This window comes from Pseudomonas sp. Root401, assembly GCF_001425105.1.
GTDB classification, from domain to species: domain Bacteria; phylum Pseudomonadota; class Gammaproteobacteria; order Pseudomonadales; family Pseudomonadaceae; genus Aquipseudomonas; species Aquipseudomonas brassicacearum.
Map to the genome: position 1 here is coordinate 171,782 of NZ_LMDO01000034.1, position 14,287 is coordinate 186,068.

Sequence of the window (14,287 nt, forward strand, 5' to 3'; positions counted from 1 at the left end):
TTAAAGTAAGGGCATCCATCTAGCTACCGGAGCCTCGGCGTTGCATTCTTCCCATGAGCTACAGACCATGGCCACAAAGGTCGCAGATGCCGTCACTTCCCTAGTCAATGCACGGACGGCCTCCCAGGAAAACAAAGCGCGCCGGCAGCATTCACTTATCTTCCGGCTGTACTACTGGCTGTTTCCTTTACATACCGAACGGCTGGAGGCCTCAGCCGAATCAGCACTTGAAACCGCGAAAGCCGATGGTCAACGAGTTGCCTCGGACTGGATCAAGGCAACAGCCCTGCACTACTTGAATCAAAACGGATCTGATAGGCACCGACGCGCTGAGCAGCTATCGGAAATCAGCAAGCTACAGCAGCACATCGGACTGACTGCGGACTTGCTTCAACTCTCCCAGAGTGCAATGCAACATTTAACAAATGCCGCGTATGACTGCGATCTAGCGTGGGCCGCAGAGTTAGTCGATCTGTTCAACAAAAACAAGACGATTTCGCTTGATTCAAGAATAAAGAATTCCATTGCTGCGGCTTCGGTACGAAGTGCAAACGCATCGGTTCGCGCCTTTTTAGAAGCACTACAGAATCACAGATCGGCGACCATGGAAGCTGAGCCGGGCGACGCCCTTGAACTGGCCGTCGATATCGCGTTTGATCCGGGTATCGACGTGCTGAGTTGGATCAACATGCCCACAGTGCAAGAAGCAGCTGTGGAATGCCGTCGCATTGCGGCGCGACTTGCACTAAGCCATGATCGTTTCGAGCGTTTGACCAAGGATTCCCATACTCGCTTAGGTCATGCCACAGAGGTGCTGAGGAAGATAGAGCTACCCTACCTAGCTGCCGCTGCCGAGCACGTCCCCACACTGATCAAGAGCGCATTACCGACACGCATCTAATGGCTTGCATCGAACCGCAAGCTAGGAATTGAAAATGATCCCGAAACCAACTGCTGAATACAATCGCTACCCGTTCGACACCAGCTACACCTTCACGGTGGACAGTGGTATCGGTAGGTACATGTCCTCCCCGCTTGATGAGGTTTACGAACATGAGCCCGGCGATCAGGTTGCCATGGGCAGTCTGCCTCCAGAGGAATTCGAGGTTCGCGACCATCTACTGCTTGCGTGCGCGTTGCGCTCACGAGTTTCTGGATTTGAATTTTGGTGGAGTCAGTTCTTAAAGCCCACTGAGGCATATCGCAAAAGCGCTGCCGCGTTTGAACGCTTAGGGGCACTCGCAGCTCGCTCACCAGAGCATCGAGCTGCTTTCGTTAGACTCAGCCGTTGCAGCGCAGTCGGAAAAGTAATTCAGCTTGAATTGACGCGGATGGTAAACCGAGCCGACCGTAGCAAAACGGTTGTGGCGGCATAGCAAGCGAATAACCGAAGGATTCACAATATAAAAAGCCCCGCGTGCGGGGCTCAGTGTGCGTGCCTCACGACTCAAAGAGCCACTTAGTCCGCGTTTCCCATTGGCACGGGGTGGCAGCGGCGCCAGCACGAAAATACCTCAGCAAACCCTACCCTACAAGCCCCGCATCGACCTGCCAACGGGAGAGTGGCGCGCTCCAGGGGAGCGCAGGTTGTTCTCTCAACAGAGTGAAACCGTGGCCGTCGAACGAGTATGTTTTGAGTTGATCGAAGCAGCGCCAATTCCCATCCAACTCGAACGTCACCAACATCACTAGCAGCGGCTTATGCACGCCGTGCCAAGCGGCCCTGATCTTCTCTAGATTGACTTCATGATGACCTGTCGAGCTGTACCCGATATAAGCGCATACGTCGCAGTCAGAGGCGGCGGCTGCAAGCTTTGCTATCTCCCCTACCCGATTGTCCCGTGGTTCTTCCCACTCCCACTCAAGCTTTGCCCAAACCTTTCGATTGGCAAACTGCAATTCGGCGTCTGTACGGCCACCTGACTCAAAGCAGGAAAAGAGCCCCATTAGGCTCGCGACCTGACGCACTGAGGTAGCGATATGCGTAGTCCAATCGGCACGTTTGGCGAAGTCGATGCCACTCAGGGAAACAGGGAAGTCCCTGTACCAAAATGCGTTGAACAGCGTAATGAAATCATTGACCCGGTAGTCCATTGAAGCTAGTGCTCCCAGTGTGTCATGCGTTACTCAAAAGCGGGTGCGGTCGAGATAGCTGGACAGTGCTGCATATGCTTTCCCGGAAGGCACCCTCACCCCAACAAAAGCTACGGCTATGCGGGGTTCCAGGACTGCGTGCTCAAGCAGCGACCTACTATGTAGATTGCCGATCAGTTTCTGTAGCATCCTCGAAGCCAAGATCGGCCAAATGCTCTTGAAATGCTTCGACAGTCAGTTTCAGAGGCCCTATACCTGCGACTACAGCAACCAAGTCATTGCAGAGTGAGAGTGCACGCCAACCGTCATCAAGGACGCGCAACTCTGCACTTCCAGCAGGAGAAATCTTCGGCCACGTGATTTCAAACTCGCCATGGTAGTTTTCGCCGGCTTCAACCCTGACGATGAATCGCTCGTGTGCTTCCCTATGAAGGGCTGACGCTGCATACCAAGCCCTAGAGGTCTGTACGAAGCTGCGCTTGTAATTGCTCATGGTTTTCCGTGGATTCAGTAGTCGTTGAAAATTCGGAGGATAAACCCTGCCATGGCCATCACCATTCCGATCACAAACACGATGGGGTTCAAGCCTGCGGGGCCAAATGCCCAAGCGGCACCCACGCCGAATACCAAAGGGCCTACCACAACGGCGAACGCGCCGATTAACCCAGAAAGCCTGATCGACGCCAGAATGATAAACACGCCGACGCCGATGACTACCGAGCTGTATTCGCTACTGATTCCGTAGAAGTTCGCGAGGAATACGCCAAGGGCGCAGCCCCCCAACGCCGAGAGAGCGAGTCCGGTCGTTCGCCATACCTGATTTGTAGCGCCGATTGTCATAGTCATTTTGTCCCTGCTAGATCCCGAGGGCCGAAAGCGGCCTGTGCTTATTGACGAGGCCCGCACGTGCCGGGCTTGTGGGTGCAGCGACTGTTCCGTGTTAGTTGGACTTTTTGGGAGCATGCTGGTTGCCGGCGAAAATCAGCGTACTGCCGAAAATGCCAGCAATCCCGCACGACAAAACCAATGCACTGGTATTGCCAATCCAGCCTGGGCGACCGTCATAGAGAAAGTCATTCACGGCGTAACCAATTCCACCCAAAATGAAAAACAAGGCTGAGACACAGCCGAGGATTATCACTATCGACATGGCATCGAATTTCGACTTCGCTTTTGTGTTTGCCATTGGATTCTTCCTCGAACTTAAGGCTTTCGGAGCAAGCTGCAAAGGTCGTTGTAGAACCTAAACGACTGCCAAAGCGAGAAGATCGCAATAGCGGTTGGAAATAGCACTGAGATTTCAAAAGCGCTCGCAGAATATGGCAAAGCCCACAAGGCTATGCCGGTACAAGTCATGCCGAGAAACACGTACATAAGAAGCCCTTGAAGGGTTCCTAGCCCGTCAATCTGTGGAGAGGTTACTTCGTGGTCTTCGTTGCTTTTTTGCATGATCGGTTCCTTTCCATGAACTGTCAGGTTCACGTTTCCGCGCAAAAAATCGATGACCTTACGGCCATCGTCGCCATGTTTGCCTACATATGCAGTTTCAACGTCGGCAGGTATAACAACCTCCATTCCAATCTTTCGGGCTTGGAACAGGTCGCGTTGTGCTTCGGCGATCTTTTCAAGCGCGGCTACCGCATGTTGCATCAGCAAGTCGTTGCTCATTTTACGTTTCATTCCCTTTGGTAATACGCGAAAATCGCGCACTTCTAATGCCTCGGCCCCGGCTTTTGAGGGTCAGGGATTGCGGGCAGCTGAATGACTTTTCCTTGATCAATTCGCTTGAACGGCGGGGCAAGGAATAAGTTTGTTTACAACATTCATTTTTGGCTCGCCGGGTACTTTTGGAATCTCGGCAATAGAGCTGGTCGACTCTGTGCACTTACCATCCGCCAGCGTAACAACGGTGCCAACCCAAACGCTCCCCTGATCTACTGCAACGCTTTCTTGAAGATCATCGTAAGTGCCGAACTGCTTGGACAATTCGATTTGCTGCGGAGTCATGCCTTCTGATCCAGGGTAAGTACGCTTGATGTACATGACCTCATGTCCATTTTTTGAAAGCACAACCGGTGATGCTTCGCCCTGCGGTGTTACCTGCGCCTCGATCTGGATGCGCTGGGCTGCCTCATGCGAATCTTTTGGCGGTGGAAGGTTAGCCAGATCCTGCTTTGGCGAAGACGCGCAGCCGGTCATCAGCACAACAAAGGCGACGGTAAGTGCGAAGTGAGCGTGCTTTTGTTTCATTTGAAATTCTCAGGTGGTAGGGCTTGTACTGCCGTAGGCCAGTAAGCGGGCAAAGGGAGTGTCTCGTGTTTCTGTCTCGGCCACTGCTGCCAATTTATGAATGTCTGGCAGGCTTTTCCGTCCTATCCGGGCTTGTTAGTCTGAGCCTCAATCGAGGCCAAGAATGCGCGTGCGCCTGGGGAGGGGGGGTTCGATACCATCCATAACCATGAAATGGGCCAGCGACTCAGGGGTCACACGGACGCTATGCAGGCGCAGCGGCCATACTGTTTGTGAAATCTTCATGGCTTTACCGTATCCCCTGTTCGATCCTGTAGGCCAAAGCAGCCTGTCGCTTCAAGTTCTGCCGTTGGGATGCCTACGCGCATAAACGCGGCCATATCGCCCATCTGCTCGACGATGGCGGCCTCGCTTGCTTCGTGCGCGGCGCTGATCTTGGCTTTCATTCTCAGGCACAAACCGCAATCGACGTGTGCCCAGTTGCTGGTGCCGTTGCTGGCTTCACCGAGCCAAATGCCGCATGGCGCCTGCTCAGCTTCATCGTCGTCAGGGTAGGGATCAAAGTGCGTTGCCATCGTCGTTTTCACTAACCTCATGCGGGACTGGATGATTCCCAGCCGAGGGTACTCGGTTGAACAGCTTTTCCCGCAAGAGCGTATCGACCTCTGCCGCGATTTCTTCATTGTCAGTGAAGAACTGCGCCGCGTTCTTCGCACCCTGCCCGATCTTGTCTCCCTTGTAGCTGTACCACGCGCCGGCCTTCTCGATCAGCCCATGCTGCACACCCAACTGCACCAGTTCTTCTTCCCACCAGAACCCGATGCCGAAGCGATTGATGACCTCTGCAACTTTGAACGGCGGAGCAAGCTTGTTCTTCACAACTTTGATCTTGGCCTTGCGGCCAATCTTTTCGTCGCCTTCCGTGATTGTGTCCGAGCCACGGATATCAAGGCGTACCGAGCTATAGAATTTCAAAGCGTTACCACCCGTTGTGGTTTCGGGGCTTCCGAACATGACACCGATCTTCATCCGAATTTGGTTGATGAAAATGACCAGCGTATTGGAATGGCTCACATGCCCTGTCAATTTGCGTAATCCTTGGCTGAGAAGTCTGGCTTGCAGCCCGACGTGCATATCCCCCATTTCGCCTTCGATTTCAGCTTTCGGCACCAGCGCAGCCACGCTGTCGATGATCACAACGTCTACTGCATTGGAGCGCACCAACATATCGGTAATCTCCAAAGCCTGCTCGCCAGTGTCTGGCTGGGACAGCAGAAGGTCATCGACGACCACGCCAAGCTTCGCTGCATAGTCTGGGTCGAGGGCGTGTTCCGCATCCACGAAGGCACAGGTATGCCCCAAGGCTTGAGCCTGTGCGATAACTTCCAAAGTCAGTGTTGTCTTGCCCGATGACTCTGGCCCGTAGATTTCGACGATACGCCCACGCGGTAATCCACCGATCCCAAGGGCTTCATCCAGACCTAGCGATCCGGTTGGGATTACATCGATTTTCACTCGCTCATGGTCGCCCATACGCATCACCGCGTTTTTGCCAAATTGCTTCTCGATTTGCCCGAGAGCTGCTGCCAAGGCCTTCTTCTTCTGGTCGTCCATCATTCATCCTCATGGGTTAAGAATTCTGGAGTAAACGATAACGACCATCTGAGCGTGTCATTGCTCGCACGCCACAAATCGTCGAGACGCAGGATAGGAAGTGACACGAGTTCGGTGGAGTGGACGGCGCCAGTCGTTATATTCATGGGATAGCGCACGACTCAAGGAAGCCCCATGTCTGAGGAAAACATTGTCACCATCCTGGCCGCCGATAGCGAGGCTGACTCGCCCGTTTTACGCAGACTTCAATCATTGGGTGCTCACGTTCGCGTTGGCGACCTGGAGGCAGGCAACTATGTGATCAGCGGCGCCGTCGCCGTTCTACGCATGACTGCGGTTGAGTTCGTGCAAAGGGTCGTTGATGGGAAGCTGTTCCACAAGGCTGGCAAGATGAAACTCAACTTCGACCGTTCGGTTTTTATGATCGACGGGGACATTTACTCTACCCGCGTCCCGATTGCCCGAGAGGCCATTGAGGGTGCCGTTGCATTCCTCATCTGCGTGGAGGGGGCCTCAGTGCTCTACGTGCGCAACCCCTCGACCACGGCTGATCAGCTGTTTCGCCTTGCAAAGCAGGCGCAGAAAAATCTCGGCTTCGAAATGGCCTTCCAGCGGGCCAAGGTGACAAATGAGCGGGATGAAGCGTTGTTCACGCTTGAAAGCGTGTCGGGCATCGGCCCATCTACAGCGCCGAAGGCCCTGGAACATTTTCGGTCAATCTTTGCGTTCGTGAATGCCGGCGTTCAGCAGCTCATGGGGATTCCCGGAATCGGCCAGAAAAAGGCTGAACGCATCTACAACAGCTTGCGATGGGAAGTACCCGATTCAAACCAACTTGAACTTGAGCACCCCGCGAAGCCTGATACCGCAAGGGCTGGAGAGTAAGTACATGGTATTGAGTTGATTGAGTATGGCTTGTAGCTAGGATGGGTTATCCCAATGGAACTATAAGGCCATGCAAAACACCCTCCCTTCCGAAGCCCTCACAGCTGACCCCGGCCTAGGAGTTCGCGCCACAATTCAACGTGGCCAATCCATGGCGGGGATGATCGATGCAGGAAGTGATGAGTTCGTCGTGATCGAGGGCGGCGCCATCCTGCTCTACGCACTGAACAGCACCGGTGAGCGTTTCTATCTTTCTATCATCGGTGCAGGCTACGTCTTCACACCGCAAAGCATCGCACTCGCGTTGCATCACAAGGATCGAATCAGCTCGGAAGCGATTAGCAAAGTAGACCTGCGAAAAATATCGAAGGCGCAATGGGACAGCGTGAATCGCAACAATCCCAACTTGTACAACTGGGTCATCGATCAAGAGTCCCACCAACTCCAGATCGTCCAATTCCATCTTGCTCAACACGTCCAGCGCTCCAGTCTTGATCGAACGCGCTTCGCGCTATGTTCGTATGCGCGCAGCATCGGCATGTCGTTACCGTGCGGTAGCAAGTCAATCAGGGTCAGTCGCGCTGAGTTGGCCAACTGGATTGGCGTTTCGAGTGACCGGATGTGCCGCTTGATCCGGGAGCTTCACGCAGCCGGCGAGGTCACGATTAGCGGACGGAGCATCAAGGTCAGCACAGGGTTGATGGCCAGCTTGTTTCCGACTCCTGCTTAACCCTCTGATAGCTCAGCCGAAACATCCCCTCGGGCACGTTAGCCAATCCATCCCGTGCGAGCATATGCCCTCGTCATTGTTCTTTGCATCGTCCTCAGCTATCTGCTCTGGCGTGAGGTAGTCATATTCTTCACAAGCATACTCGTGTGCCGCCGACCCTTCGGCGCTGTAGGGGTCGGGAAATGCTTCAAGAACTTGCCGACAGAATTCCCGGTGCACCACCGTTTCATAAGTAGGGAAGCGAGCTACAGCAGCGCTGTAGAACGAGTCGATTTGCTGCTGAATTTGTCTTTTCTGCTCGGGCAACATCGTGGGCTCCTGGTGCTTATCTACGATCAATAAAACTGCCGGCGACACCAGCGATTCTTGTGGACGCTTTGAGGCGCTGAGCGCCTTCCACAGGCTCTCTCGCTATAAGCCAGTAGCAGTGCTTGCGTGCTCTGCTGATACCTATGTGGGCCAAGCGATACAACTCGTTCTGCTGAATAACGTCGAATGGAGACTGGTCATCGGTATCGACTGTTTTCGCCGCACGGAAGATTTGATTCTTGGCCCACGTCGAGGTGGCCGCCACGAAGTCGCCCAAGATGAAAACACAGTCGGCTTCAAGTCCCTTAGAACGCTGCGCTGCCCGTACTCTTACTTGCCGATGAACTGAGTTCTCGGAGCGATCCCTGTCTACTGCTACGTTGACGAATGACTCACTCTGCTTGTAATCATCGGGGTTCGCCGCAAGGATTAGGATGCTGTCACCATCGGCGTAATGCATGTCGAAAAGGGACATGAAAGTAGTAGCCGACAATTCCAGCACCTCAACCGGGGTGGACTGTTCGTTGGCAGCACTAGCCGGCGCCAGCGAGCTGATAGCTGGGATACCCAGCACCAGACTCTGAGCGGCGTAGATGATCCCTTGCTGGGATCGAAAATTCACACCAAGCAAGTTCAGCTTGTATCCACGGCTTGGGAAATGGAACTTGAAGTCGGTGAGGTATCGCGGGGTAGCCCCTTGCGTACCGTGCGCAGTCTGAAAATCATCGCCGCAAGCGAACATGGACATTCCCGCTGACGTGAGCCCTTCCACTTCAATACGGTATCGGTTCTCAGCCATGCAAGCTTTGATGAATTCACCGGTATGGACAGTCACGTCCTGCAACTCGTCGGTCAATACGTGGCGCATCGCCTTGAGGCTTTCCGTGGGTACAGCTTTAAGGTTGCGATGCCCTTGCTCGCCAAAAGTGAGGAACAGGCGATTCACCGTCATTATGGGGGGCTGAGCTGCCAGTAGATGGGACTCGAACATGGGCCAGAATTTGGCTGCGCAGTCAAAGAACAACGCGTCGGGGTCATGCGGCATGAACATCAAGTCTGAGATTGTTTTGCCTGGGTCAAGGCCTAGGGTTTCGATAAGCGAGCCCGTCTGGTAAAGGCATTCATCAATCCACATCGGACGTTCGAGGCCTTTTACCCTTGCTTTAAACCGTGGGGCTGTATCCTCCAGTCGCATTGCAGAATCGACAATGGCTGATAGCTGCTCTGGCGAATCGCACCAGATGATCCGCTGCATTGAGAACCGCTGGAGGAAGGCCCGCTTCGCAAGACACTCATCGTACAGGGGCAGTGAGCAGCCAGTACGGCAGTAGTCGCGAGCCATTTCCTTCGGAAAACCTAGGACTACGTGCGCGTCGAGCTGAGGTAGATACCCGTTCACATGCACTCGCTTGCCCATGATGGTAAGCGCCAGCATTTGAGGCTCTATCTCAGGAATTGGCCACTGCCCGGCACCATGCCAAGCACTGGTGACTGCCTTGGTCAGCAGCTCATCTTCTACGATCCGTAGAGTTCCTTGCTCGCTGTAGCGGGTCAAGGCTGCGCTATCAGGTGTTGCACGGGGTAGGCACACTGTTTCAGCAAACAACCGCTGAACGCTTTGCGCGAACAGACTACTTCGCTTGTAGGCTGCGCTATACGCTTGCTCCACGCATTCAGCCTGGGCAGCAGTAAGACGGGGGTCAAATGGGCGTCCGTCTTCGTCGCCAGTATCGAGCAGCCCAAGCAGCTCGAACGGAACCACATCATGCAGCGGCGGCACTGAACGGATGATGCTTAGCAATGCGCCCCTAGGCGTTTTGACTAGTTCCAAACTCTGCTCTTGCGTAAGCACCACCCCCCAGCGTGAGAGCAAATGGCAAAGCTCTGCTATCACGTCGTATCGGCAGTCCTTGGTGACTGCCAAGATCGTCATTTCCGAGAGCGGGATCTCAAGGTAACAGTGCATGAGCACTGCACGCATCATCATCACAAATGTCTTGCCGGTGCCTGCGATACCAATTGTGACTGCGCTAGTTGTAGGGGACAGGATTGCCTTCCACTGTTCATCAGTGGGTTGGTGATCCTCCCCGAGCTTGGCCAGGGCATCGGCCTTGAACTGTTTAGCTGTCGCTGGGGTGATGCTCATACGGCCATCGTCGAGCAGCAAAGCATCGTATTTCACAGCCGGAGCATTGTTGCCCCTCGCATCTTCGAGTCTGACGGCAACCTCTCTGGTGATGATCTTCGGTTCGGGTTGAGTTGACACGGATGCCTGCCCACGCCCCTTCTCATAGCCCTGCCTGAAACCGAGGCGGAACGACTCAGGGTGCTGGCCTTTCACAGCAGTCAGAAGACGCGCCAACACAGCGCCGAGAAGGCCGCTTTCCACATTCGAACCTGAATCGTGCGTTTTATCGCTCACCGCTGTCCCCTTGAGTTCTTGAACATTCATCGATGATGGCTAAGGGCAGCCAGCAAAACCACCGAACTGATTGCAGTTGCTGTACGACGAAGTGTTTCGAGTTGAGTGGAATTCACTCAGCCATTTCCATAGCTTTGCCGGATCAACGACAACTTTGGAACTGGGGATAGGGTGTGGGCCAAGCTCATGTGTCCGATGCTGTTAGCGCACTGCAAAAGCTGCTCACGGCATGCAAAAAGAAACGGACTCTCAACAAGCGCGAAACGATCATTCCGTACCTGGAAAGCCCTCGGTGCCTCTACTTGGTGACGAAGGGAAGCTTGCGCATTTTTTTGAGCAATACCGATAGTGATGGGGTGGTCTGCATTGGTCATCTTATCCCCGGCGACATTTTCGCCGAGCAAGGGCTGTTCGGTACTGCACCTATGCCTCTGTCCACAGCCACCTTCCAGGCGAGAACTGACGTACAGCTGCTCTGCGTGACGCACGTCGAAATACAGCGTGCGGCGCTAGGAGCACCAAGCATTTACGCCGATCTTTCTGCCCTGATCAATCAACGGCTTGGGGACACTACAGAGAAGCTTTTACAGTTGGTTTTCGAAGACTTGGAACAACGCTGTTACGCATCATTGGTAGAGCTGACTCGCCTGCCAGATGCTCTGACCCATCCGCTTGGAATGCAGATTACGGTGACCCGAATCGAGCTGGCCCAGATGACTGGTTGTAATCGTGAAAGCGCGGGCCGGGTGCTCAGAGTTTTACACGATAAAGGCCTGATCGAGGCGAACGGTAATGGCAGTCAAATCGTTGTGCTCGGAGTACGCCATGGTTTGCCAGCTTTACTTCGAGAGGGAGTCGCAGAATGCATTTAACGCAAAAAGCTCAACGCTTTCTGGGCATTGGACTTTTGTGCATCGCAATGACCGCAGTGTCATTGGGTTTTGCGCTTGTCGCCCACCAATCCGAGGCGGTGAGTAGCATGAAGGTCTTATGTCTGTCATTGCTGCCAGCATTATCCTTAGCCACAACAACCGCAATCGCTAGTCAACAGCGCAAACTGTCGAGGACATGATGTTCACATTTACCCTGCTCCGCTTCACCCCCATCAGCAAGGAATCGCATCTGGTTGCAGTAATTGTGGCGTTCTTGGGGTATCTGGTGGATGCATTTGCAATGCCGACATCTACAACAATTACCAGTTTTTCGACCGCCCTTGTCGCCGCCATTTGCTGGTATGTGTACAAGGTGTTCGACGGCGTAACCTACGACGGCGCTGAAACCGCCTACGCGTCGATGCTGGGTATCGCAGTGGCCATCGGCATCTGCTCCACCTATTTCCTTATTTAAAGGCTGGAGCGCGCCTCTCAACAGCCAAAAAGATCGAGGACTATAATGAATAGAGACCATCTGAAAGTTCTTCGAGAAGGGAGACTTCTGGACGCTACACTGACAGCTCGCACCGTACCCGCTTGTGAAGTCGGGCCTGCGCATAAAAAATATTACTACGAGATCGACGGACGCTCGCTTAGCTTTGAATACACCAAGCGCAAAGCATTAGACCGCCTAATAACCGAAGCCAACGAAGGCGGATGGAAGGTCTTTCAGCCACTGAATTGATCAAGGCATTGACCGGGGGGCTGCCGGCTTCCAACGTCGGCAGCACGCTCAATCAGAGCCATGCAGCAAATTTACCAACTCAGTGAAAACCCGCGCATGCGCGGAGAATTCCACGTCACTATCGAAATCCAGGGCGCAAAAATGCTCCTTGGCTTTTGCCGTGCTCCGTTTGGGCATCCAGCTGCTGATCCCAGATTCCCATGTTGTGAATCAACTGGTTCACTGCTGCGTCAAGCTTGCTGCGCAACTGGTCGCAAGGTATTTGCGATTTGAAATTGTATAGCCTGCCGGCCACGGTCTCAGCCGTATATTTCCCGTTGTTGGCATGCATCATTTCATGGGCACGCAGAGCGCCTATGTATCTTTCCCACTCGGCCAGCACAGGCGCACTCTGTCCGTTGATAACAAGGCGAGGGAGAGTGATTTTGCTCTCCAGAAAGACCCTTACGTTTTTCACCTCGCACCCGCCGCTGCTTGTGCCGAATGAAGAGTAACCGGTGGTGAACCTGTTCTCGGTGATCGCTCCGTAAGGGGAGCCTTTGATCCGTATAGGCGTGCTTCTGAAAACAGACGACCGTATCTCAGCCGTCGTGGCGCCCACCACGTCGTAATAGCGAATACCGAAGTCGATGGTCGGTTCCGGCTGTGCAGTAGCCACTGATGCCGCCGAAAGGAGAGTTACAGCCATAATGCCGTTACGCATCATCGCGCTGGGCCTGATTTTCGTATCGGACGCGCTTGCTGATCGAGAACTGGATATCTTTCAACTCACGCTTGAGTTTTCCCGCCTTCCCAAACCCACATTTCAGCATTTCATTGCAGAGCCAATACGCCGAATTCAAAGCGGCCTGATGGTTTTTGCTCCAGGCTGCACGAAGGGTTATTACTGCTCTTTCATAATCACCGGCTTTGATCTGCGCCTCGCCCAGGCGGAATGCCGCTTCGGCATCCCCCTGCTCCATTGCTTGAATAAGAAGCCTCTGCCCTTCTTCGACTTCGCCAGAATCGATCATCACGACTCCAAGGTCAGCGATGGCTGGCGCATACCCCCCTGACACAGCGGCACGGAGCATGCTGAGAAACACCGCCTCAGAGCCACTGGCCAGGGCCTCATGTGCGATGTAATAGGCGCTCATCGGATGGCCAGCCCCTATAGATCGGTACAGGGTATCGGCCTTGCTTTTCATCGACTTGGTTCCGACAGACTCATAGCCACGGGCCAAAGCAAGGCCAGCCTCTACCATCCCACCGGCAAACGCTTCTTCGAGTAATTCGATACACTCGACACGCTTCTTTTCTTCCTTAGTGAGGAAGGCGTTGAAAGCCAACTTCACCCGTGCCGCCCATGGCACCAGCTCGAAGTTCGTTTTCGGCATGGCCTTGAGTAGTGGTAGCCATAGGTGGCCAACGACGTTGAGCACCTTGGTCGTCGGGCACTCCGACAAGATCAAACCGCTACCGGGATCGATGGCCATGTTCCCGATTAGGCCGATTGGGCAGCATTGATTGAACGACACACCTGGGATCGCCTCGCCGAGACTCCAGCTGCCCGCAGCTGAACCTTCCAGCTTGTACAGCGCCATTGAAGCACGGATCAGTGCCCAGTCTTCTTCCGTCGATGTAATCGATGATGGCTGTAAGCGTGTCAGAACAGCGCCCCAACCTCCTTCGATACCCACGTCAGCCGTGGAGATTCCGAACCGATTGATTGATGACTTGCTCAGGCGCGAGTTGGCAATCTGTGAGTTCAGCCAACCGAACTCCAGTCCGTTGCCGGCAATGCCATGAGTCTGAATGAGGGCGTCCAATTCGTTGTACATGCAGGCGTAAACCGGACAGCTCTTCGAATGCAGCGCCGTAACAAGTTTGATCTGAGCAGCGCTCTCTCCCGCTTCAATCGCTGGATGCACCCACACAGCCAAATCCCATTCTAGGGAGTGAGCTTCAAGTAGGGATATTTTCTGATACGGTTTAAGACCAATACCCCGCCCCGCCTCATAGAGGCTGGAATGAATATCCTCTCCAAAGGTCGAGAAAAAACTCACTTCGCTCGCGCCCGCCAACTCGGCAGTGAAGTTGAGCCACAACCCTTCATCCATCGCCGAGACGGGCTCATCGCTGATTAGAAGCACGTTAATAGGTCGTCCCAACGCCAGCCGCTCAAGCAAAATCAACTGAGCTACAAGCGCAGCTGGCGCCAGCAGCGATGCGGCGCCATCTATACCTGTTTTGACTGGCGTGACGATGCCAGCTTGACGAAACCTTTCCTCAAGGGTGGCGTACCATTTTTTTGCGATCACGCCCAGATTCGCGGCGCGGGTGAATTCTTGACTGAGGTTCACTAGAGACTCCCATCGAACATACCG

The 14,287-nt window shown here is 54.1% G+C and carries 18 protein-coding genes; 6 read left to right on the forward strand and 12 right to left on the reverse strand.

Features of this window, described 5'->3' with window-relative positions; genetic code table 11:
- Nucleotides 1–67: 67 nt before the first annotated feature.
- Together ASC85_RS22505 and ASC85_RS22510 are read left to right on the forward strand one after the other, a co-directional pair.
- Nucleotides 68–901 (forward strand): hypothetical protein, encoded by an 834-nt coding sequence (locus ASC85_RS22505; RefSeq protein WP_057451415.1) that lies wholly within the window; start codon nt 68–70, stop codon nt 899–901.
- Nucleotides 902–935: 34 nt separating this feature from the next.
- Nucleotides 936–1,376 carry a hypothetical protein gene (locus tag ASC85_RS22510; RefSeq protein WP_057451416.1) on the forward strand — a complete coding sequence of 147 codons (441 nt, stop codon included), beginning with the start codon at nt 936–938 and terminating at the stop codon, nt 1,374–1,376.
- Nucleotides 1,377–1,524: 148 nt separating this feature from the next.
- Here ASC85_RS22510 and ASC85_RS22515 read toward each other — a convergent pair whose 3' ends face one another.
- The 8 genes from ASC85_RS22515 to recA all read right to left on the reverse strand — a co-directional run bounded on the left by ASC85_RS22515 (nt 1,525) and on the right by recA (nt 5,958).
- Nucleotides 1,525–2,094 carry a hypothetical protein gene (locus tag ASC85_RS22515; RefSeq protein WP_057451417.1) on the reverse strand — a complete coding sequence of 190 codons (570 nt, stop codon included), beginning with the start codon at nt 2,092–2,094 and terminating at the stop codon, nt 1,525–1,527.
- Nucleotides 2,095–2,251: 157 nt separating this feature from the next.
- Entirely contained in the window at nt 2,252–2,587 is a 336-nt protein-coding gene (locus tag ASC85_RS22520; protein ID WP_057451418.1) for a hypothetical protein, read from the reverse strand.
- Nucleotides 2,588–2,601: 14 nt separating this feature from the next.
- Nucleotides 2,602–2,940, reverse strand: a complete 339-nt coding sequence (locus ASC85_RS22525) for a hypothetical protein (RefSeq protein WP_116893035.1) — start codon at nt 2,938–2,940, stop codon at nt 2,602–2,604.
- A 94-nt stretch (nt 2,941–3,034) separates the two neighbouring features.
- Nucleotides 3,035–3,280, reverse strand: a complete 246-nt coding sequence (locus ASC85_RS22530; RefSeq protein ID WP_057451420.1) for a hypothetical protein — start codon at nt 3,278–3,280, stop codon at nt 3,035–3,037.
- A gap of 17 nt (nt 3,281–3,297) precedes the next feature.
- Entirely contained in the window at nt 3,298–3,762 is a 465-nt protein-coding gene (locus ASC85_RS22535) for a hypothetical protein (RefSeq protein ID WP_057451421.1), read from the reverse strand.
- A gap of 108 nt (nt 3,763–3,870) precedes the next feature.
- Nucleotides 3,871–4,344 (reverse strand): hypothetical protein, encoded by a 474-nt coding sequence (locus ASC85_RS22540; protein WP_057451422.1) that lies wholly within the window; start codon nt 4,342–4,344, stop codon nt 3,871–3,873.
- A gap of 281 nt (nt 4,345–4,625) precedes the next feature.
- On the reverse strand, nt 4,626–4,919 hold the full coding sequence (locus ASC85_RS22545; protein WP_177343178.1) for a hypothetical protein: 294 nt from the start codon (nt 4,917–4,919) through the stop codon (nt 4,626–4,628).
- Complete coding sequence (gene recA, locus ASC85_RS22550) at nt 4,903–5,958, reverse strand: recombinase RecA (protein WP_057451530.1); 1,056 nt, start codon at nt 5,956–5,958, stop codon at nt 4,903–4,905. Before recA ends, ASC85_RS22545 begins: the two co-directional genes overlap by 17 nt.
- A 174-nt stretch (nt 5,959–6,132) precedes the next feature.
- On the opposite strand from recA, the gene ASC85_RS22555 reads away from it, so the two are divergent.
- Together ASC85_RS22555 and ASC85_RS22560 are read left to right on the forward strand one after the other, a co-directional pair.
- Complete coding sequence (locus ASC85_RS22555; protein ID WP_057451423.1) at nt 6,133–6,843, forward strand: ERCC4 domain-containing protein; 711 nt, start codon at nt 6,133–6,135, stop codon at nt 6,841–6,843.
- 70 nt (nt 6,844–6,913) lie between these two features.
- Nucleotides 6,914–7,573, forward strand: coding sequence for a Crp/Fnr family transcriptional regulator (locus ASC85_RS22560; RefSeq protein WP_057451424.1), 660 nt, complete (start codon nt 6,914–6,916; stop codon nt 7,571–7,573).
- Nucleotides 7,574–7,585: 12 nt separating this feature from the next.
- On the opposite strand, the gene ASC85_RS22565 is transcribed toward ASC85_RS22560, so the two are convergent.
- Both ASC85_RS22565 and ASC85_RS22570 read right to left on the reverse strand, forming a co-directional pair.
- Nucleotides 7,586–7,882: a hypothetical protein gene (locus ASC85_RS22565; RefSeq protein ID WP_057451425.1), complete on the reverse strand. Its 297-nt coding sequence runs from the start codon at nt 7,880–7,882 to the stop codon at nt 7,586–7,588.
- Between the two features lie 16 nt (nt 7,883–7,898).
- The gene (locus ASC85_RS22570; protein WP_156395692.1) at nt 7,899–10,304 is read right to left on the reverse strand and encodes a hypothetical protein; all 2,406 of its coding nucleotides are present in this window, start codon (nt 10,302–10,304) and stop codon (nt 7,899–7,901) included.
- A gap of 173 nt (nt 10,305–10,477) precedes the next feature.
- Between ASC85_RS22570 and ASC85_RS22575 the strand changes: the two genes are divergently transcribed.
- Both ASC85_RS22575 and ASC85_RS22580 read left to right on the forward strand, forming a co-directional pair.
- Complete coding sequence (locus ASC85_RS22575; RefSeq protein ID WP_057451427.1) at nt 10,478–11,176, forward strand: cyclic nucleotide-binding domain-containing protein; 699 nt, start codon at nt 10,478–10,480, stop codon at nt 11,174–11,176.
- A gap of 199 nt (nt 11,177–11,375) precedes the next feature.
- Nucleotides 11,376–11,651 (forward strand): hypothetical protein, encoded by a 276-nt coding sequence (locus tag ASC85_RS22580; RefSeq protein WP_057451428.1) that lies wholly within the window; start codon nt 11,376–11,378, stop codon nt 11,649–11,651.
- Nucleotides 11,652–12,039: 388 nt separating this feature from the next.
- On the opposite strand, the gene ASC85_RS22585 is transcribed toward ASC85_RS22580, so the two are convergent.
- On the reverse strand, nt 12,040–12,627 hold the full coding sequence (locus ASC85_RS22585; RefSeq protein ID WP_057451429.1) for a DUF922 domain-containing protein: 588 nt from the start codon (nt 12,625–12,627) through the stop codon (nt 12,040–12,042).
- The gene (locus ASC85_RS22590; protein WP_057451430.1) at nt 12,617–14,263 is read right to left on the reverse strand and encodes a tetratricopeptide repeat protein; all 1,647 of its coding nucleotides are present in this window, start codon (nt 14,261–14,263) and stop codon (nt 12,617–12,619) included. The genes ASC85_RS22585 and ASC85_RS22590 overlap by 11 nt, the downstream gene beginning before the upstream one ends.
- Nucleotides 14,264–14,287: the final 24 nt, after the last annotated feature.